The 18,668-nt window shown below is 61.7% G+C and carries 18 protein-coding genes and 1 tRNA gene; 11 read left to right on the top strand and 8 right to left on the bottom strand.

From position 1 onward, the window contains the following. Position 1: 1 nt before the first annotated feature. From KI611_RS17795 to KI611_RS17785, 3 genes are all read left to right on the top strand, one after another. Positions 2-802 (top strand): ABC transporter ATP-binding protein, encoded by an 801-nt coding sequence (locus KI611_RS17795; protein WP_226416988.1) that lies wholly within the window; start codon positions 2-4, stop codon positions 800-802. Between the two features lie 147 nt (positions 803-949). After that, a complete protein-coding gene (locus KI611_RS17790; RefSeq protein ID WP_226416987.1) occupies positions 950-2,884 on the top strand; it encodes a type IV pili methyl-accepting chemotaxis transducer N-terminal domain-containing protein in 1,935 nt (644 codons plus the stop codon). 1 nt (position 2,885) lies between these two features. Then, entirely contained in the window at positions 2,886-3,563 is a 678-nt protein-coding gene (locus tag KI611_RS17785; protein ID WP_226416986.1) for a response regulator, read from the top strand. Positions 3,564-3,670: 107 nt separating this feature from the next. Here KI611_RS17785 and KI611_RS17780 read toward each other — a convergent pair whose 3' ends face one another. The 4 genes from KI611_RS17780 to KI611_RS17765 all read right to left on the bottom strand — a co-directional run bounded on the left by KI611_RS17780 (position 3,671) and on the right by KI611_RS17765 (position 6,394). Beyond that, a complete protein-coding gene (locus tag KI611_RS17780) occupies positions 3,671-3,937 on the bottom strand; it encodes a hypothetical protein (RefSeq protein WP_226416985.1) in 267 nt (88 codons plus the stop codon). Positions 3,938-4,169: 232 nt separating this feature from the next. Continuing rightward, positions 4,170-4,946, bottom strand: coding sequence for a fused MFS/spermidine synthase (locus KI611_RS17775; RefSeq protein WP_226416984.1), 777 nt, complete (start codon positions 4,944-4,946; stop codon positions 4,170-4,172). A gap of 54 nt (positions 4,947-5,000) precedes the next feature. After that, on the bottom strand, positions 5,001-6,194 hold the full coding sequence (locus KI611_RS17770) for a GGDEF domain-containing protein (RefSeq protein ID WP_226416983.1): 1,194 nt from the start codon (positions 6,192-6,194) through the stop codon (positions 5,001-5,003). Between the two features lie 125 nt (positions 6,195-6,319). Continuing rightward, a tRNA-Arg gene (locus KI611_RS17765) sits at positions 6,320-6,394 on the bottom strand. 226 nt (positions 6,395-6,620) lie between these two features. Between KI611_RS17765 and KI611_RS17760 the strand changes: the two genes are divergently transcribed. After that, positions 6,621-8,543 carry an ATP-binding cassette domain-containing protein gene (locus KI611_RS17760; RefSeq protein ID WP_226416982.1) on the top strand — a complete coding sequence of 641 codons (1,923 nt, stop codon included), beginning with the start codon at positions 6,621-6,623 and terminating at the stop codon, positions 8,541-8,543. A gap of 39 nt (positions 8,544-8,582) precedes the next feature. On the opposite strand, the gene KI611_RS17755 is transcribed toward KI611_RS17760, so the two are convergent. Continuing rightward, positions 8,583-9,512 carry an HDOD domain-containing protein gene (locus KI611_RS17755; RefSeq protein WP_226416981.1) on the bottom strand — a complete coding sequence of 310 codons (930 nt, stop codon included), beginning with the start codon at positions 9,510-9,512 and terminating at the stop codon, positions 8,583-8,585. Between the two features lie 37 nt (positions 9,513-9,549). Here KI611_RS17755 and KI611_RS17750 point away from each other — a divergent pair, with 37 nt between their 5' ends. Then, positions 9,550-10,191, top strand: a complete 642-nt coding sequence (locus tag KI611_RS17750) for an MBL fold metallo-hydrolase (protein ID WP_226416980.1) — start codon at positions 9,550-9,552, stop codon at positions 10,189-10,191. Here the strand turns inward: KI611_RS17750 and KI611_RS17745 are convergent. Then, the gene (locus KI611_RS17745) at positions 10,188-11,366 is read right to left on the bottom strand and encodes an EAL and HDOD domain-containing protein (RefSeq protein ID WP_226416979.1); all 1,179 of its coding nucleotides are present in this window, start codon (positions 11,364-11,366) and stop codon (positions 10,188-10,190) included. The genes KI611_RS17750 and KI611_RS17745 overlap by 4 nt on opposite strands. Before the next feature lie 216 nt (positions 11,367-11,582). Between KI611_RS17745 and KI611_RS17740 the strand changes: the two genes are divergently transcribed. From KI611_RS17740 to KI611_RS17720, 5 genes are all read left to right on the top strand, one after another. Next, a complete protein-coding gene (locus tag KI611_RS17740; protein ID WP_226416978.1) occupies positions 11,583-12,551 on the top strand; it encodes an acetyl-CoA carboxylase carboxyltransferase subunit alpha in 969 nt (322 codons plus the stop codon). Further along, positions 12,520-13,491: a tRNA lysidine(34) synthetase TilS gene (tilS, locus tag KI611_RS17735; protein ID WP_226416977.1), complete on the top strand. Its 972-nt coding sequence runs from the start codon at positions 12,520-12,522 to the stop codon at positions 13,489-13,491. The genes KI611_RS17740 and tilS overlap by 32 nt, the downstream gene beginning before the upstream one ends. A gap of 80 nt (positions 13,492-13,571) precedes the next feature. Continuing rightward, positions 13,572-14,450 (top strand): 4-hydroxy-tetrahydrodipicolinate synthase, encoded by an 879-nt coding sequence (gene dapA, locus KI611_RS17730; RefSeq protein WP_226416976.1) that lies wholly within the window; start codon positions 13,572-13,574, stop codon positions 14,448-14,450. Between the two features lie 15 nt (positions 14,451-14,465). Beyond that, complete coding sequence (bamC, locus tag KI611_RS17725) at positions 14,466-15,593, top strand: outer membrane protein assembly factor BamC (RefSeq protein WP_226416975.1); 1,128 nt, start codon at positions 14,466-14,468, stop codon at positions 15,591-15,593. Next, on the top strand, positions 15,590-16,357 hold the full coding sequence (locus KI611_RS17720; protein ID WP_226416974.1) for an MBL fold metallo-hydrolase: 768 nt from the start codon (positions 15,590-15,592) through the stop codon (positions 16,355-16,357). Before bamC ends, KI611_RS17720 begins: the two co-directional genes overlap by 4 nt. Before the next feature lie 66 nt (positions 16,358-16,423). On the opposite strand, the gene KI611_RS17715 is transcribed toward KI611_RS17720, so the two are convergent. Together KI611_RS17715 and KI611_RS17710 are read right to left on the bottom strand one after the other, a co-directional pair. Beyond that, positions 16,424-16,657 carry a hypothetical protein gene (locus KI611_RS17715; protein WP_226416973.1) on the bottom strand — a complete coding sequence of 78 codons (234 nt, stop codon included), beginning with the start codon at positions 16,655-16,657 and terminating at the stop codon, positions 16,424-16,426. A 136-nt stretch (positions 16,658-16,793) separates the two neighbouring features. Further along, positions 16,794-17,270, bottom strand: a complete 477-nt coding sequence (locus tag KI611_RS17710; protein ID WP_226416972.1) for a hypothetical protein — start codon at positions 17,268-17,270, stop codon at positions 16,794-16,796. A 51-nt stretch (positions 17,271-17,321) separates the two neighbouring features. On the opposite strand from KI611_RS17710, the gene rlmD reads away from it, so the two are divergent. Then, positions 17,322-18,623, top strand: a complete 1,302-nt coding sequence (gene rlmD, locus KI611_RS17705) for a 23S rRNA (uracil(1939)-C(5))-methyltransferase RlmD (protein WP_226416971.1) — start codon at positions 17,322-17,324, stop codon at positions 18,621-18,623. Positions 18,624-18,668: the final 45 nt, after the last annotated feature.

The following is an 18,668-nucleotide window of genomic DNA, read 5'->3' as shown; positions in this document are numbered from 1 at the left end:
CATGGAAAAATTCGTACAGATCGAATCCGTCGGTCAAACCTTCGATACCAAGAAGGGCAAGTTTGTCGCGCTGCGTAATATCGACCTCGGCATCGACAAGGGCGAGTTCATCGCGCTGATCGGCCACTCCGGTTGCGGCAAATCGACCCTGCTCAACCTGATCGCCGGCCTGACCAAGCCAACCAGCGGCGTGCTCCTGTGCGACGGGCGGGAGATCGCCGGGCCGGGCCCGGAGCGCGCCGTGGTCTTCCAGAACCACAGCCTGCTGCCCTGGCTGACCTGCTTCGAGAACGTCTACCTGGCCGTCGAGCGCGTTTTCGGGGCCAAGGAAGGCAAGGCCAAGCTGAAGGCGCGGACCGCTGCGGCGATCAACCTGGTCGGTCTCGATCACGCCAGCAGCAAGTATCCGCATGAAGTCTCCGGCGGCATGAAGCAGCGCGTCGGCATCGCCCGGGCGCTGTCGATGGAGCCCAAGGTGCTGTTGCTCGACGAGCCGTTCGGCGCGCTCGATGCGCTGACCCGGGCCCGCCTGCAGGACGAGCTGATGAAAATCTGCGAGATGACCAAGGCGACTACCGTCATGGTCACCCACGATGTCGACGAGGCGGTGCTGCTCGCCGACCGTATCGTGATGATGACCAACGGGCCGGCCGCGACCATCGGCGAAATTCTCGAGGTCAAGCTGGGCCGGCCGCGCCAGCGCCTGGTGCTGGCCCACGATCCGGCCTACATCGATTGTCGCGCCAGGGTGCTCGAGTTCCTCTACGAGAAACAGGCGCATGTCGAGAAAGTCGCAGCCTGAACGGGATGTAATCTCTATCGTCGCCGCTCTCAACGCGACATTTGCCCGCCGCTGCAAAGCGGCGGGCATTTTTTATCTTGATCCAGGTCATTGCCTTTTTTTCCGCTGCGGGGCTAAGGTTTGTCCTTTCCTTCGCGTTGGATTTCGATGTTCGCCAAACCGGCCAAACTGTCGCACAAGATCGTCGGCACGCTGATCGTCTTCCTGCTCATCGCCACTGTGGCATGCGGCCTGACCCTGGTCATTTCCTGGCAACTGGAAGGTGTTGCGGCGGCGATCAACGATGCCGGCAGCCAGCGCATGCGCACCTATCGGATGACCCATCTGATGGTGCGCGGCGTGAAAGAGCCAAGCCCGGCGCTGACCACCGCCCTGGGCGCCGAGGTCGAGCGTTTCAACAAGGTGCTGAGCGACCTGCAAGGGGGGGACGCGGCGCGCCCCTTGTCGTCGCCGCGCAATGCGGAGGTCGAGCAGCGACTGCTTGAGGTCGAGCAGGAATGGATGCGCACCCTGCGCCCGCTGGTCGAACAATACCTGGCCGGCAATCCGGACCAGCGGGCTGCCGCGCTCGATCGCCTGGAAAGCGAGCTGGAACCGTTCGTCAGCCGGATCAACGAACTGGTGCTGGCGATGGAGCGCAGCTACACCCAGGAGACCAACCTGTTGCGGACCGTCCAGGGCTTGCTGGTGGTGCTGGCGATGATCGGCACTTTCGTGCTGATCCGTTTCCTGTTCGCCCTGGTCATCCGCCCGGTCGGTGTCCTGCATGACGGCATGCGCCAAATGACTGGTGACGACCTGACGGTGCGCCTGCCGGTGACCAGCGACGATGAACTCGGCGGTCTGGCGCGTGGCTTCAATCAGATGGCCGGCCACCTGCAGTCGGTCTACAGCACGCTGGAGCAGCGGGTGGCGGCGGAAACCCGCAATCTGGCGCAGCGCAACCACGAACTCGGCATCCTCTACGAAGTGACCTCGCTGCTCAGCGAACCGCTGCTTCTCGAAGCGCTCTGCCAGGGCTTTCTCGACCGTATCAAATCGGCGCTCGGGGCGGATGCGGGCGCCGTGCGACTGTACATGCCGGAGTCGCAGAAACTCTACCTAGTGACCCATGAGGGGCTGTCCGAGGCCTTTCTCGAGCGCGAACGCGAGCTGAACTGCGGCGAGTGCCTGTGCGGCGAAGTGATCCAGAGCGGCATGCCGGCGGTGTTCGATACGGTGAATCCGCCCAGGGGCATGAAGCTGGGCAGTTGCATCCGCGAAGGATTCGCCACGGCGACGGCTTTCAATATCATCCATGGCAAGCAGCGCCTCGGGGTGTACAACCTCTACTTCCTGCAGACCCACCCGGTTTCGGCGCAGGAAAGGCATTTGCTCGAAACGCTCGGTCAGCATCTCGGCGTCGCCATCGAAAATCAGCGTCTGAAATCGCGGGAAATGGAGCTGGCCATTTCCGAAGAGCGCAATCTGCTGGCCCAGGAGTTGCACGATTCGATTGCCCAGGGCCTGGCCTTCCTCAATATCCAGGTTCAGCTGCTGCAGGATTCGCTGCGCAAGGGCAAGGCCGATGAGGCGATGCAGACCGCCGGGCAGTTGCGCGAAGGGGTGCAGGAAAGTTACGACGACGTGCGCGAACTACTGGTCCATTTCCGGACACGCGTGCACCAAACCGATCTCGAGACGGCAATCGGCGCGGCCTTGGCCAAATTCGAAGGGCAGACCGGCATCTCGACCGATTTTCAGCAGATCGGCAGCGGCCTGCCGCTGATGTCTACGGATGAGGTCCAGATCATGCACATCATCCAGGAGTCGCTGTCCAACATCCGCAAGCATGCCGGGGCGACCCATGTCCAGGTGACGCTGCGGCGGACGCCCTGGGCTCTCGAAATCGAGGTACGGGACGACGGCAGCGGCTTCGACACGGAGCATGATCCGAACGTCCTGTCCGATCGTCACGTCGGCCTGCAGATCATGAGCGAGCGGGCCGATCGGGTCGGCGGCGAATGTCGGATAACATCGACAATTGGCGAGGGTACGTGCGTTACGCTGAACCTGCCGAGAAAAATCAAAGAGGCTGTCTGAAATGAGCGAAAAAATCCGTGTCCTGTTGGTCGACGATCACACCCTGTTCCGCAGCGGCATCAAGTCCCTGCTCCAGCGCAACGACGATTTCGACGTCGTCGGGGAGGCCGGCGACGGGCTGGAAGGCATCAAGCGCGCCCGTTCGCTGAAGCCCGATGTCGTGTTGCTCGATCTGCACATGGCCGGTATTTCCGGACTGGAAGCGGTCAAGGTGATCGCCGAGGAGATGCCCGATGTCCATGTGCTGATGCTGACCGTTTCCGAGGATGCGCGCGATCTGATGGACGCGTTGCGGGCCGGGGCGAGCGGCTATCTGCTGAAGAATATCGAAACCGATACGCTGATCGACGCCATCCGGCGGGCGGCGCAAGGGGATTCGGTGGTATCGCAGCAGATGACCGCCAAGCTGATCCAGGGCGTCCGGGCCTCGCCCAAGGGGGAGCCGGCGATGCTCGAACGCGATCGTTTTTCGCCGCGCGAACGCGACATCATGGCCAGTCTGGCGCAGGGCGAAAGCAACAAGGAAATCGCCCGCAAGCTCGACCTGGCCGAGAGCACGGTCAAGATCCACGTCCAGAACATCTTCAAGAAGCTGAACATGAGCAGCCGCGTGCAGGTCGCGCTGTACGCCGTCGAACACGGTTTTGGCCAGAACCGGAGTGCCTCGCCCAGCGCCTGATGGCGCTTGCCGGCTTTTTCGTTGGCCAAAAGAAAGGCTCCGGCCGCAAGGGCGGGAGCCTTATGCCGGCTGATGGCCGGCGAGTTCCTCGAGGGCGAGGAATAAACTCAGTGATTCGGGATCGGGTGGGAGCGTTGCAGGTGTTCGTAAGTCTTCGCCAACTCCTGCGCATGCTCGTAATGGCCGGCATCAAGCGCCTGCTGCATGTTGTCGATAATCATCGAATGCAGCCGACAGACGCCATCCGGCGTACAAAGCAGAAACTCGCCCATCTCCGCCGCTACTGTCATCGGTATGTGTTCATGTTCCGCGACAGCTTCTATTTCACCGCGGTCGAGATCGCAGTAATCCATAACATCCTGAAATGAAAGCATAGTCTCCTCTTGGCTTTTGGCAGTTGATAAATGAAGGTCGACAACCCCTGCTAGTTATCGTTGTTCTTGCCGCCTTGTCGTTGTTATCGGTGGAGGACAATTCTATTGTTAGCCCAGCAAGGCCGGAAATCAAGAAGAAACATCGGTGCGAAAAATCGCTCCGATGGCCGAGCAAACCCTGCAACCCAGGGCTGGCGGGACCCGGCACCCGAAAAAATTCCGCCCGGATTTTTTAGATCGCCAGGCGGCTATCCGGGAAAGGGGCGCCCAGTTGCAGGCGGCTGATCGTCGGCAACAAGTCGAGGCCGGAGTCCTGCTTCAGTTTCACCGCGCGCTCGCGCAGTTCGTCGAGCGAGACATCGACCGGCTCGCCGCCGGTGGCGAAGACGATGGTGTTGCCGCTGTCGCAGGAGGGGAAGACCGTCAGCCGGCCATCGAAAGCCGTCCTGATCCGCTCGGCGCTGGCCTGGAAACTCTTGTTGCGGCCGAGCAGATTGGCGCAGAACAGCCCGCGTTCGCTCAGCCTGGCCCGGCAGGCCTGATAAAAAGGCAGGGTGTCGAGCGCGCCGGCCCGCGCTTCCGGGTCGAAACCGTCGGCCAGGATGTAGTCGAACTGACGCTCGCCGCTCAGCATGTAGTCGGCACCGCAACCGATGACGACATCGATGCGGCGTGGATCGTCCGGCAGCTTGAAATACTGGCGGGCGATGAATTCGACCTGCGGATTGATCTCGACGACGGTGATCCGGCAATTCGGCAGATTGCGGTAAATGAACTTGGCCAGCGACCCGGCGCCGAGGCCGATCAGCAGGGCATGGCGCGGCCACTGGCCGGCCGGGCGGAGCAGCAGCCCGGCCATCATTTCGCGGGTATAGGCCAGTTCCAGCGACCATGGGCGGGCGATGCGCATGGCACCCTGGATCCAGTCCGAGCCGAAATGCAGGTTGCGCACGCCAGCCTCTTCGCTGATGTCGACGGAGTGGCGGGGAGTCGTGGCGCTTTTTTTCATGGTTCGGCGGGGCGGTGAGGTGGGGCGGTATTGTAGCCGCCAAGGCTTTCGGACTTAGGTCGTGCTGAAACTTGCTCGATCGATCTCCGGCAAGTGGTCGTCATGCATCACCAGGCGTCCTCGCCCGGCATTTTTCGCTTGATACAAGGCTTGGTCGGAACGTTGCCGCAAATTATCGAGGCTGCGATCGGCTGGCGTCAGGTAGGCCAGCCCCGTGCTGAAGCTGAAGGAAAAGCCGAGTTTCTCTGTTGCCTGGCTATCGAGCAGGCTACGCAAGCGCCGTTCGAAGCCTTGTGCGGCATCTAAGCCGGCCATCGGGAGCATGACACAAAATTCCTCGCCGCCAATCCGGGCAATGATGTCGCCGGTCCGTTGTTGCTCGTGCAGCAATTGCCCGAATAGACGCAAGGCGGCGTCTCCCGCCTCATGCCCGTAGTGGTCGTTGATTTGCTTGAAATGATCGATGTCCATCGAGAGCAGGGAGAGCGGCTGTTGATGGCGTAAAGCCAGCGAGAAAGCGTGCATTCCCCGCTCATCCCAGCCGCGACGATTCAGCAAGGTGGTCAGCGGATCGACTGCTATCAGTTCGCGTAGCTGCAGTTCCGCTTCCTCGCGCCAAGCGACCAGGACCGAGACGTTGCTCAAGATCATCGCCGCATTGGCCACCAGCAACGACATGATATTGATCGGGTGCGGCGTGGCAAAACTCGGATAGAGGTCGCTATGGAAGGTGCCGAGAAAGCCTCGGGCCAACGTCAAGGCGGCCATCGCCGAGAAACAGATGCAGAGCGCAAAGCGCCACGAGCCATGGCGTTTCGACGCTGGATGCAGCGTTGCCTGGGCAAGGATGAGGAGCTGCAAGGCAATCAGAAGATTGGCCCAGCCAACTCGCCAGGCGTAGTTGTCGAATGCAATGGCGTAGCCGATCGGCATCGTTACGGCGAGGATGGCTAACGTCCGCCGGAGCTTGCGTGGTCCCAGCCATTCGCTCAGGGCGCGGTAAAGAAGCCAGTGACTGGCGCTGTAGCAGCCCATCGAGATGGTGGACAAAACGAGATTCGCCCACTGGTTGGTCGTTTGTTCGGAAAGAATGACGGCAATCCAGGCGCCGGCATGCACGATCAATGAGAGGCGTGCCGCTTTGGCGGCTGGACTGAGCCTCCCGCCCATGATCAGCGGCAGCAGTATCGCCAGTGCCAGGAGATTGGTGACGCTTACGATAAAGAGAGTCTGGGGGTCGAGAGACATGCTGGATGAGGTGAGGACTTCTGATGGCACGTCCGAGGAAGCCCGCTTGGTGACGGGGCCGGCGAAGCGTTTTGTCGTCTCGGTGAAAGCTCGGGCTGAAAAGGCTCGCGATTCGAACGGCTTCTTGGTGCCCCCAGGTGGAATCGAACCACCAATTCGCCCTTAGGAGGGGCGTGTTATATCCATTTAACTATGGAGGCGAGCCGCATTTTTCCGGCAGGGGCGCATTGTACCGGTGCGGGAGGCCCTTGTGAAAGATTGGCGCACTATGAAAACGGCAATGGCCAAAGTCACGATCGGCTACCGAATCGACCGCCTTGGGCGGCGGTCTTGCCGAGACAACTTTCGCGCTTTGCCTCGCGAGCGGCTAGAATCCCTTTATTCCCAACGCGGCGCCTTGCGAGGCGCCGCACTCATTTAGCGCCCATGCCCTATCTAAAACTCTCCTCTGCCTGCCTTGCTTACGGCCACGTGCCGCTTCTCGACCACACCGATTTTCTGCTCGATCCGGGTGAGCGTGTCGCGCTGATCGGCCGCAACGGGACCGGTAAATCCTCCTTGCTCGCCGCCTTGGCTGGCGGTTCGGGGCGCGGCAAACTCGACGACGGCGAGGTCTGGGTGCAGCCCGGCATCCGCGTCGGCTATGTGCCGCAGGAGCCGCCGTTCGAGGCCGAGATGACGGTTTTCGAGGCGGTGACTTCCGGCATGGGCGAGGCTTCCAAACTGCTCGCCGCCTATCATGAAGTGACGCACCAGATGGCCGAGCCTGACGTTGACCACGAGGCGCTGCTGGCCCGCATGGAAACCCTGCAGCACGAGATGGAGGCGTGCGGTGCGTGGGCTTACGAGGCGCAGGCCGAGCGCGTTATCGAACGCTTCAGTCTTGACCCCGATGCCTTGGTCGGCAGTCTCTCCGGCGGCCAGAAGAAACGCCTGGCACTGGCCCAGGCGCTGGCCGTGGCGCCGGAGGTCCTGCTCCTCGACGAGCCGACCAATCACCTCGATATCGCGGCTATCGAGTGGCTGGAGAACATGCTGATCGAGACCAATGTCACCTTGTTCTTCATCACCCACGATCGCTCCTTCCTCGACCACGTCTGTACGCGCATCGTCGAACTGGATCGCGGCAAGCTGGTTAGTTTTCCCGGCAGTTTCCAGGAGTATCAGCAGCGCAAGGAAGCATTGCTGCATGAAGAGGGGCTGGCCAATGCCCGCGCCGACAAACTGCTCAAGGAAGAGGAAGTCTGGATCCGCAAGGGAGTCGAGGCGCGGCGCACGCGCGCCGTCTTCCGCGTCCAGCGGCTGGATCAGTTGCGGGCCGAGCGCCAGGCGCGGCGCGAGCGGATGGGCAAGGTCAATCTGCAGCTCGACTCCGGCGACAAGAGCGGCAAGCTGGTCGCCGAACTGGAACATGTGACCAAGCGCTACGGCGGCCGGACCATCGTCGGCGATTTCTCGACCCGCATCCAGCGGGGCGACAAGATCGGCGTGATCGGCCCGAATGGCGCCGGCAAGACGACGCTGCTGCGGATGATCCTCGGCGAACTGCAGCCGGACGAAGGAATCGTCCGCCTCGGCACCAAGATCGATGTGGCCTACTTCGACCAGTTCCGTACCCAGTTGAACCCGGACTCGACGCTGATCGACATCATCTCGCCGGGCTCCGACTTCGTCGAAATCGGTGGTGCCAGGAAACACGTCATCGGCTATCTGGAAGATTTCCTCTTCGCCCCGGAGCGCGCCCGTTCCCCGGTCAGCTCCTTGTCCGGCGGCGAGCGCAACCGGCTGCTGCTGGCCCGCCTGTTCGCCAAGCCGGCCAATGTGCTGGTGCTCGACGAGCCGACCAACGATCTCGATATCGAAACCCTCGAACTGCTCGAAGAACTGTTGGCCAACTACACCGGTACGCTGTTCCTGGTCAGCCACGACCGGACCTTCCTCGACAACGTGGTGACGCAGACCATTGCCGCCGAGGGCGATGGCCGCTGGTCGGAATATGCCGGCGGTTACAGCGACTGGGCGGCCTACAAGGCAAGCGTGGCCAAGGATGCGGCCCGCCAGAAGCAGGAAGCCAAACCGGCCGGCAAGCCGGTTGAGGCGGCCAAGGCCAAGGTCAGCAAGCTGCCCTGGAAGGAGCAGCGCGAACTGGAAACCTTGCCCGGGAAAATCGCCGGGCTGGAAGCTGAACAGCTCGAACTCGGCAAGTTGCTGGCGGATGCGACGCTCTACCAGAGCGATCCGTCCACGGCGCAACAGGCGGCGGCCCGCCTGGCGGCCATTGACGATGAATTGCTGGAATGTCTCGAACGTTGGGAAGTGCTTGAGGCGCGGGCCGCCAGCCTGTCCTGAGGCGACTGCCCGAGCCGGCCGGTTCGTCGTCGGGCCGGGTTAGTCGTCCGCCTCGCGGGCCGGCATCGGCTCCAGGCCGATACGCTGGCGCACCGCTTCCGGCGTGATGTTCAACAGTTGGCCGATGTCGGTGAAATCGTCGGGCAGGGCCGGGTCATCCCAGCCGTGCGATGAGTGCCGGGCGAGACGGACGGCGAGCGCAACATTCTTGACGCGCGGTTGTTCGGCATTGGAATCGTCGATCAGACGGAGCAGCAATTCCGGCAGATGCCAGACCTGGCACAGCGCGACCTGGATATCCTGAAACGTGTGGTCGATGATGTGCTTCTGGGCATCGGTACTGCGCATGGTCGGCTTGGCGATCTGCTGGGCGCGAATCTCCAGGCCGAGTTTGGGCGCGAAGCACCACACGAGAATTTCGGTCAGATCGTGGAGCAGCGCGGCAATGCGTACTTCTTCCATATTCACGTCGTGGCGCCAGATCGCCCAGTCCTGGGCGTAGTCCGCAGCCCGCTGGGCGCGCCGGATGACCTGCAGAACCCCGAGCAGGGCGTGCGGGTCAACGCCCTTCAGCATCCCCTCGATGGTCGGCAGTTCCTCGAAGCGCCGGAAGAACGGCTCCATGCCGGCCATCATCACGGCGCTGGCAATGGTCGTGATGTCGTGCTGTAGCGCCCGGCCGCGCATCGGCTGGATATAGGCCAAGACGCGAACGGTCATGATCGGGTCTTGCAGGATGACATGAGCCAGTTCGCGGGCATCGACACGCTCGAGATCGGCGCGCATTTCGTCGAGGCGGCGCTTGGTGACGCGCAGCACGGGCAGCGTATTGTTGCTGAAGAGCAATACCCAAGCGTCGATATCCGGAAGCGGGTGGTCGAGCATCTTCTTGTCGTCCTTCAATATAAGTGTGCCTGCAACGCCGCCGAGTGTAAGGGGGCGGGCTGCGCCGGGCAAGGGTGCCAGCATGCGATAATGGTCGCGAAATAAACATTTTGGTTGAAAAATGCGCTACGCAATTGTCCCGGTTACCCCTTTCGAGCAGAACTGCACCATTTTCTGGTGCGAAAAAACCCGCCAGGCCGCGGTAATCGACCCCGGCGGCGACATCGATCGCATCCTCGCTACCCTGGCCGGCGAAGGCCTGACGCTCGCCCTGATCCTCGTTACGCACGGCCACATCGACCACGCCGGCGGCGTTGCGGCCTTGGCCGAACGTGCCGGGGTGCCGATCGACGGGCCGCACCGCGATGACGCGTTCTGGATCGATGGCATGGCGCAGCAGAGCAAGATGTTCGGCTTCCCGGACGTCAAGGGCTTCGTGCCAAGCCGCTGGCTGGAGCAGGGCGACAAGGTGCGCTTCGGCGAGGTCGAACTGGATGTCCTGCATTGCCCTGGCCATACCCCGGGCCATATCGTTTTTTATCACCCGCCCAGCCATCTTGCCCAGGTCGGCGATGTCCTGTTCCAGGGCTCAATCGGCCGTACCGATTTCCCCAAGGGGGATCACCAAACGCTGCTTCGCTCGATCAAGGAAAAGCTCTTCCCGCTGGGTGACGAGGTTGAGTTCATCCCCGGTCATGGTCCGATGTCGACCTTCGGCGAGGAGCGGAAACACAACCCCTTTCTGAGCGGTCGCTTCGGTTAGGCGGTCGGACGGATCTTCGCTGCCCAGCTCAAGGCTGCGAGTTGGGCCTTGACGAAGGTCTCGCCATCAATGCCCAGTTCGACGAGAGCCTCGGCCGCTTTCGTCAGGTCGCGCATGTCGGCGCTATCGAGGGCGCGCAACAGTTGGCCGAGCGGGCCGCCATACTCGGCCAGTGCCGTGCGGACGAGATCGGAAAGAGGCAGCTGTTGCAGGATTTCCCGCATCGACATGTTGAGCAGCACGTTGAGCAGCGAGAACGTGCCGATCATGAAGGCGGCGTCTTCGAGGTTTTCGGCCGCCGGGCGCGGCTTCAGGCTGATCGCCAGCAGTTCGAGCAGATGCCCGCGGGCGGCGGCTTTCTGGAGTAGCGGATTGGGGTGCAGGCCATTGTTCGGATCGGCATAGACCAATAGCTGCAGCCAGCGCTGCAGTTGGCGTCGGCCGAGCAGATCGATCGCCTGGGCAAAACCGGTGATCGGGCTGCGCGGTGCGATGGCCGCCGAATTGACCAGGCGGAGCAGGCTGTAGGAGAGCTTCGACTCCTGGCGGAAAATTTCTTCCAGCGCTTCGGTGTCGGCGTCCTGGGCAATCAAGGCGAGCAGTTCCAGCAGGTGGACGCGCGTCATGTCGGCTTTGCCGCCGGCCCCGGCGCGTGACAGCAGGAACTCGCCGCTCGACAGCGAGCAGGCATGCTCGAGGACCCAGTTTCGGTCATTGTGATTGGGCACGTCCGTAGCGACCAGAATGGTGCGGCTGGACAATCCATGCATGGCAAACCGCGGCAGGGTCCGGGCGTGGCTGGTGCTGATCAGCAAGTATTCCCAACTGCCGGTGCCCGGCAATTTTCCATCGGACGAGGCAATCAGGCCGAGTTTGCCGCGTGCTTGCCGCAGGCTGGCCTCGAGTTGCCCGAAGGCTTCGATATCCGCAGCTGCCGGTTGCGCCGGGAAAACGGTGACGGCGCGCGCGCCGAGCGGGCATTTGGCGCTGCCGCCGGGCAGGGCGGGGATGAACCAGGGATGGCGATGATCGAAGTCGTTGAGCAGCGGCGAGGCGCACAGATCGGCGAGGATTTTCGGGTTGGCATCGCCCGCGGCGAATTCGACGCGATAGCCTGACCAGGAGTCGTCCGCGCCAAGCAGCGGGTGTATAAAGATAAGGTCAGCGGGCGACATGTCGGGCTTTCTTGGTTAATTGAGCGATGTTAGCAAACTCGCTCGGGGGCGTCTTGTGTCGGCCGCGATTTCTGGTCGCTATTCGGTCTCGGGCGCGCCGCCCCCATATTCTCCGATGCCTTGTGCCGCAGCGATCCGCAGCCGCTAGAATCGAGAACAGGCGGGCATGCTGAGCTTTGGGGTAAAATGCGCGCCAACTTAAGCAACGAGCCGTCCATGAAAATTAGTTTTCTCGACTTTGAGCAGTCCATCGCCGACCTCGAAGCAAAGATCGAAGAATTGCGCTTTGTGCAGGATGATTCCGCTGTCGATATCTCCGAGGAGATCGAGCGACTGGAGAAAAAAAGCGCGCAGCTGACCAAGGATGTCTACGCCAAGTTGTCGCCGTGGCAGATTTCGCAGGTGGCCAGGCATCCGCAGCGGCCGTATTCGCTGGATTACCTGTCGCTGATCTTTACCGATTTTGAAGAACTCCATGGCGACCGCGCCTTTGCCGACGACCACGCCATCGTCGGCGGTCTGGCCCGCTTCAATGGCCAGCCGGTGATGGTGATCGGCCACCAAAAGGGCCGCGATACCAAGGAAAAAATTTACCGCAACTTCGGCATGCCGCGTCCGGAAGGCTATCGCAAGGCCCTGCGCCTGATGAAGCTGGCCGAGAAATTCGGCATTCCGGTGATGACCTTCGTCGATACGCCGGGTGCTTATCCCGGCATTGATGCGGAAGAGCGCGGCCAGTCCGAAGCCATCGGCCGCAACCTGTACGTGATGGCCGAACTGAAGGTGCCGGTCATCGTCACCATCATCGGCGAGGGCGGTTCCGGCGGTGCGCTGGCCATCGCCGTCGGCGACGTCGTGCAGATGCTGCAATACTCGACCTATTCGGTCATTTCCCCGGAAGGTTGTGCCTCCATTCTCTGGAAAAGCTCGGCCAAGGCGCCCGAAGCGGCCGAAACCATGGGGATCACGGCGCATCGTCTGAAAACCCTGGGCTTGATCGACAAGATCGTCAGCGAGCCGCTGGGCGGCGCACATCGCGACCATGCCGCAATGGCCCATAACCTGAAGAAATCCTTGCAGGACGCCCTCAAGCACCTTTCCGGGCAGTCAACGACGGAACTGCTCGAAACGCGCTACGAGCGCCTGATGAGCTATGGTCGTTTCAAGGAACAGCCTGTCACCTGATCTGCCGGCGCGGGTCGGGGCGGTTCTCGCCGCCCGCCTGCACGCAGACGAACGGCTGTGCGTCGGCCTCTCCGGTGGCTGCGACTCGGTCGTCCTGCTCCATCTTCTGAGCCGGCTTGGCTACGCTGGGCGCCTTGCGGCGATCCATGTCCATCACGGATTGTCGCCCAATGCCGATGCCTGGGCCGAATTCTGCACCCGCTATTGCCATGCCCTTGCGGTGCCGCTGACCATCAGCAAGGTCACGGTCGACCGTCGCGCCGGCCAGGGTCTCGAGGCGGCCGCCCGGCAGGCCCGCTATGCGGCGTTTGCCGAATGTCCGGCCGATTGCCTGCTGCTGGCCCAGCATCGCGGCGATCAGGCCGAAACGATTTTGTTCAATCTGCTGCGCGGCGCCGGGGTGACCGGGGCGGCAGCGATGCCCGTTGAGCGCCAGTTGCCCGGGCAGCGCTTGCTGCGTCCGCTGCTCGATATTTCCCGGACGGAAATTGAAGACTATGCGCGGGCCAATGATCTGGCCTGGGTGGTCGATGAAAGCAATGCCGATACGGCGCTGACCCGGAATTTCATCCGCCATCAGGTGCTGGCCGCGTTGAGTCGCCGGTTTCCTGCGGCCGAGGCCACCCTGGCGCAGGCCGCCGCAAATTTTTCCGAGGCCGCCGGACTGCTTGACGAGCTGGCCGGCATCGACTGGCAAGTGGCGGCTGATGGCGAGGCGGCGCGCCTGTCGGTGCTGCGAACGCTCTCCCCGGCGCGCCTGAAAAATGTGCTGCGTTATCGATTGCGTCAGCTCGGTTGGCGGGTGCCGGTAGCGACCAGGCTCGACGAGTTTGCGCACCAAGTACGTACGGCTGGCCCCGATCGTCACCCGGAATTGCTCTTGCCGGAAGGTACGATGCGTTGCGGCCGTGGTCGTTTGCAGTGGTTGCCGCAAAAATAACAATCTCTTACAGAGCCTGTCTTTCCGCTCTGAATAGCCTTCAGTTACAATCAAGAGATTATCTTTCCTAAAAACAGGCCATGATTACCGGATCCATTGTCGCCATCGTTACGCCCATGCACGAGGATGGCAGCCTCGATTTGAACGCCCTGCGCAAGTTGGTCGATTTCCATGTGCAGGAAGGAACCGACGCCATCGTTATCGTCGGCACGACGGGCGAATCGCCGACCGTCAATGTCGAAGAACACTGCGAGTTGATCCGCGTCACGGTCGACCACGCCGCCGGCCGCATTCCGGTCATCGCCGGCACCGGGGCAAACTCGACGTCGGAAGCGATCGAGCTCACCGAATTCGCCAAAAAGGCCGGTGCCGACATGGCGCTCTCGGTTGTGCCCTATTACAACAAGCCGACCCAGGAAGGCCTCTATCGCCACTTCAAGGCGATCGCCGAAGCGGTCGAGTTGCCGGTTCTGCTCTACAACGTACCGGGCCGTACCGTTGCCGACATGGCCAACGACACCATCCTGCGTCTGGCCGCGGTGCCGGGCATCGTCGGCGTCAAGGACGCGACCGGCAACCTCGACCGTGCCTGCGACCTGATCGCCCGTGCGCCGAAGGGATTCGCGCTGTACAGCGGCGATGACATGACGTGTATCGCATCGATCCTGCTTGGCTTCCACGGCAATATCTCGGTGACCGCCAACGTTGCGCCGCGCCTGATGCATGAGATGTGTGTTGCCGCTGCGGCCGGCAACGTTGCCAAGGCACGCGAGATTCACTTCAAGCTGCTCGGCCTGCATCGCGACCTCTTCTGCGAGGCGAATCCGATTCCGGTCAAGTGGGCTGTCCAGCAACTGGGTCTGATGTCGGGCGGCATTCGCCTTCCGCTGACCACCCTGTCCGAAGCAAACCAGGCGCGCGTACTGGCCGCCATGCGGCAGGCCGGCGTGATCGCCTGACGGAGAATGAAACACATGAATCGTCGGCTTTCCAGTTTTACTCTCTCGCTGCTCGTCATTGCCATGACGGGGTGCAGCATCATTCCCGATTCCCGAAAAATCGAATACAAGTCATCCGGCAAGGCGCCGACACTGGAAGTGCCGCCAGACCTTTCGCAAGTGTCGCGCGATGACCGCTTCCTGGTTCCCGATGCGGCTGGCAAGGGTAGCGCCACCTTTTCTGCCTACAGCGCCGATCGTACGCCGGCCGCTCTGGCGCAGAACTCGGTTGTTCTGCCGAAGGTAGACAAGGTTCGTGTCGAACGCTCCGGCAACCAGCGCTGGCTGGTTGTCGCGCAGCCCGCCGACAAGTTGTGGGATAACGTCAAGGATTTTTGGCAGGAAACCGGCTTCATCGTCAGCCTTGAGCGTCCCGACGCCGGCGTGATGGAAACCGATTGGGCGGAAAACCGCGCCAAGATTCCCGATGACATCATTCGCAACACCATCGGCAAGCTGCTCGATTCGCTTTACTCGACGGGCGAGCGCGACAAGTTCCGCACCCGTTTCGAACCCGGTAGCGAGCCAGGCACGACCGATGTTTTCATCAGTCATCGCGGCATGGAAGAGGTGTATACCTCGACATCCAAGGAAGATACCCGCTGGCAGCCGCGGCCGCCCGATCCCGAGCTTGAGGCTGAAATGCTGCGCCGCCTGATGGTGCGTCTGGGTTCGGATGAAAAACGCGCCGAAGTCTCCGTTGCTGCCGCCAAGGCCGAGCCCCGGGCGAAGCTGGCCAAGTCGGACGATGGTGCCGGTACGCTGGAAGTCTACGAGCGCTTCGACCGCGCTTGGCGCCGTGTCGGTTTGGCGCTGGATCGTGTCGGTTTCACCGTTGAGGATCGCGACCGTTCGCGTGGCCTGTATTTCGTTCGCTATGTCGACCCGGAAGCCGATAACAAGAAGAAGGATGCTGGCTGGATGTCCAAGCTCACCTTCTGGAAGAGCTCGGAATTGCCGACTAGCTCGAAGGTCCAGTATCGCATTCATGTCAGCGATAGCGGTCCGCAGAGTGTCGTGCAGGTGCTTTCCAGCGAAGGCGGCACCGACAAATCCGAAACGGCAAAGAAAATCCTCGGTCTGCTCCTCCAGCAGTTGCAGTGATCCGTTTCGCCTCGCTCGGCAGTGGCAGCGCTGGCAATGCGTTGCTGGTCGAAAGCGGGGCAACCTGTCTGATGCTCGATTGTGGCTTCGGGCTGCGGGAAACCGTAGCCCGGCTACACCGACTGGAGCGTCAGCCGGCCGATCTGGCCGGAATCCTCGTAACGCATGAACATGGCGATCACCTTGGCGGCGTATTTCGGCTGGCCCGAAAATATGCGCTGCCGCTCTGGATGACGCACGGTACCTGGGCAGCCTCGCGGGAAGCCGAAGCCGGACTTGATTTGCGCCTGATCGACAGCCATCGATCCCTGACGATCGGCGAACTTGAGGTGCTGCCGTTTCCCGTCCCCCATGATGCGCGCGAACCGGTGCAGTACGTGTTTTCCAATACGCTGCGCCGCCTCGGTGTGCTGACTGACATTGGCGAAGTCACGCCGCATGTCCGCGACGTCCTGTCAGGTTGTGACGGGTTGGTGCTGGAATGCAACCACGATGCCGGAATGCTTGCCCGGTCCACCTATCCCGCCTCGCTGAAGCGGCGCATTGCCGGGCGTTACGGGCATCTCGAAAATTCCGTTGCGGCAGGACTGCTCCGGCAGATCGACTGTTCGCGTTTACAGCATATCGTCGCAGCCCACCTCAGCGAACGTAATAACCAGCCCGGACTGGCTGTCGGCGCCATCGCGCAGGCCTTGGGATGTGCCGAGAGCTGGGTTGGTGTGGCCACGCCCGATAGTGGTTTTGCCTGGCGCGTACTGCAGTGACCTGAACGAAATGCCGGGGCAATAAAAAACGGGGCCGAAGCCCCGTTTTTATTGAAGCAAGAAGAATTACTTCTTTTCTTCAGCAGGCTTGGCAGCATCAGCAGCCGGAGCCGGAGCGGCTTCAGCAGGCTTGGCGGCATCAGCAGCCGGAGCGGCAGCCGGGGCGGGTTCAGCAGCCGGGGCAGCCGGAGCAACAGCGGCCGGAGCCGGGGCCGGGGCGGCCGGAGCCGGGGCTTCGGTCTTGCCACAAGCAGTCAGAGCAACAGCCAGCAGAGCAGCAACGAGTACAGACTTATTCATTGGGATTTCCTTATCGACAAGAGCCAGTAATAGCTAAATATTTTCTGAGATCAGGTACGACCTAATCAGTCCGTGATTATAGCAATAATTTTATTTATTAGAACCGCATTGGTGCACCGCGGCATTTTCTCCGTTGTTAAAGTCCAAGGGCAGTATTTCTGACTGGTTCGCCGCCTTCCGACCATATTTCGCCAAAACGCAGCAGATAAGGCCTCAATTCCTCGGCTTCATCGATCAACAGCTTGCTGCGCGGTTGGTCCTGCTCGAAGCGGATCAACGCATGCTTGCCATCGATGAGCAGCATGCTGTCCCGCAGATGAGCCAGTTGCGGCGGTGTTTGTTGGGCTGCCGCGAGATGGCTGTAAGTCGTCAACAGCCCGACCAGCAGGGGATTTTGTCGGGACAACGGAACGGCGTTGCGCACGGCAATCTGCAGCGTCTCATTGCGGCCGCCGTGCAGAAGGCGCTTCAGCGCATTCTGGCGATTTTCGGAGTCGAGTCTGAGCTGGGTCAGATCCTCGTCGTAAATGCAGATTTTCTGGCTAGCCATGGCCAGCAGGCGGTCTATTGCCGCCTGATAGTCGTTCCAGGAAGTAATCAGTTCGCGAGACATGGCTATTAGTGTAACCGATTGATAGAATTCGCGCTTTTTGCGGAGTTGTGCGTGCCGATCGGGACTATCGAATCGCTGGACCACGAAGCCAGGGGCATTACCCGACTGGAAGGCAAGACTGTTTTCGTCGACGCAGCCTTGCCGGGGGAGGTCGTTGAGTACGCCAGTTTCCGAAGAAAACCTAGCTACGAGTTGGCGCATCTGGTCGCCGTTCTGAAGCCCTCTACCGCGCGTGTCGAGCCGCGTTGTCCGCATTTCGGCATCTGTGGCGGATGCGCCATGCAGCACATGGACCCGTCGGCGCAGGTCGCCGCCAAGCAGCGGGTGCTTGAAGACAGCCTGTGGCACATCGGTCGCGTTCGTCCCGAAACGATGCTGCCGCCTATCCACGGAGCGCCCTGGGGCTATCGCCACCGGGCCCGGCTGGCCGTGCGCCAGGTCAGCAAAAAAGGCGGGGTGCTGATCGGCTTCCACGAGTGGCGCAGCAGTTATATCGCCGACATGCGTAGTTGCCTGATCTTGCCGCCGCACGTTTCCGCCTTGCTGATGCCGCTGCGTGAGTTGTTCGCTGCGCTATCCATCGCCGAGCGTCTGCCGCAGGTTGAAGTGTCGGTCGGCGAACACTGTACGGTGCTGCTCCTGCGTATTCTCGAACCGTTGAAAGCCAGGGACGAGCAGTTGCTCCGCGATTTTGCCGAGCGCCACGATGTCGTTTTCTATCTGCAGCCGAAAGGCCCGGATTCGGTTTACCGATTCCATCCCTTGCCCGGTCCGCGCCTGTCGTACACCTTGCCCGAGTTCGATCTGGAATTGGACTTTAAACCGACCGATTTCACCCAGGTGAATCATGCGGTCAATCGTGTTCTCGTGCGCCGCACATTGCGTTTGCTCGACCCCTTGCCGGGTGAACGCATTGCCGACATGTTCTGTGGTCTGGGAAATTTCACCTTGCCGATCGCCCGCTCGGGGGCGATGGTGGTTGGGGTCGAGGGCAGCGAAGGGCTGGTTCAGCGCGGGCGCGAGAATGCGACGGCCAATGGTCTGGCTGATCGGGTCGAGTTCGGGGTGGCCAATCTGTTTGAATGTAGCGAAGCATCGTTGGCCGCCTTGGGGCACTTCGACAAGATGCTGATCGATCCGCCGCGCGAAGGGGCGCACGAACTGGTCAAGGTCATCGGGCAGCAGGATGGGCCGCAGCGCATCGTTTATGTTTCGTGCAATCCGGCGACCCTGGCGCGGGATGCGGCGGTACTGGTTGGTAGCAAGGGCTACCGGTTTGTTGCGGCGGGGGCGGTCAACATGTTTCCGCATACCGCGCACGTCGAATCGATAGCCGTTTTCGAGCGTCCCTGAAGCGGCGGCGCGACATGTAAAAAGGGCGGCCATGGCCGCCCTTGT

This window comes from Dechloromonas denitrificans (assembly GCF_020510685.1).
GTDB classification, from domain to species: Bacteria; Pseudomonadota; Gammaproteobacteria; order Burkholderiales; family Rhodocyclaceae; genus Azonexus; species Azonexus denitrificans_A.
Note: the sequence above shows the minus strand (reverse complement) of the source record. Positions and strands in the feature narration are given on the sequence as shown.

Coding starts and splice junctions, on each gene's coding strand:
- KI611_RS17790 (WP_226416987.1), top strand. CDS start 950: ATGTTCGCCAAACCGGCCAAACTGTCGCACAAGATCGTCGGCACGCTG.
- KI611_RS17755 (WP_226416981.1), bottom strand. CDS start 9,512: ATGCTGGCACCCTTGCCCGGCGCAGCCCGCCCCCTTACACTCGGCGGC.
- KI611_RS17795 (WP_226416988.1), top strand. CDS start 2: ATGGAAAAATTCGTACAGATCGAATCCGTCGGTCAAACCTTCGATACC.
- tilS (WP_226416977.1), top strand. CDS start 12,520: ATGGTCGTTTCAAGGAACAGCCTGTCACCTGATCTGCCGGCGCGGGTC.
- KI611_RS17775 (WP_226416984.1), bottom strand. CDS start 4,946: ATGAAAAAAAGCGCCACGACTCCCCGCCACTCCGTCGACATCAGCGAA.
- KI611_RS17750 (WP_226416980.1), top strand. CDS start 9,550: ATGCGCTACGCAATTGTCCCGGTTACCCCTTTCGAGCAGAACTGCACC.
- KI611_RS17770 (WP_226416983.1), bottom strand. CDS start 6,194: ATGTCTCTCGACCCCCAGACTCTCTTTATCGTAAGCGTCACCAATCTC.
- KI611_RS17760 (WP_226416982.1), top strand. CDS start 6,621: ATGCCCTATCTAAAACTCTCCTCTGCCTGCCTTGCTTACGGCCACGTG.
- KI611_RS17785 (WP_226416986.1), top strand. CDS start 2,886: ATGAGCGAAAAAATCCGTGTCCTGTTGGTCGACGATCACACCCTGTTC.
- KI611_RS17715 (WP_226416973.1), bottom strand. CDS start 16,657: ATGAATAAGTCTGTACTCGTTGCTGCTCTGCTGGCTGTTGCTCTGACT.
- bamC (WP_226416975.1), top strand. CDS start 14,466: ATGAATCGTCGGCTTTCCAGTTTTACTCTCTCGCTGCTCGTCATTGCC.
- KI611_RS17780 (WP_226416985.1), bottom strand. CDS start 3,937: ATGCTTTCATTTCAGGATGTTATGGATTACTGCGATCTCGACCGCGGT.
- KI611_RS17710 (WP_226416972.1), bottom strand. CDS start 17,270: ATGTCTCGCGAACTGATTACTTCCTGGAACGACTATCAGGCGGCAATA.
- KI611_RS17740 (WP_226416978.1), top strand. CDS start 11,583: ATGAAAATTAGTTTTCTCGACTTTGAGCAGTCCATCGCCGACCTCGAA.
- dapA (WP_226416976.1), top strand. CDS start 13,572: ATGATTACCGGATCCATTGTCGCCATCGTTACGCCCATGCACGAGGAT.
- KI611_RS17745 (WP_226416979.1), bottom strand. CDS start 11,366: ATGTCGCCCGCTGACCTTATCTTTATACACCCGCTGCTTGGCGCGGAC.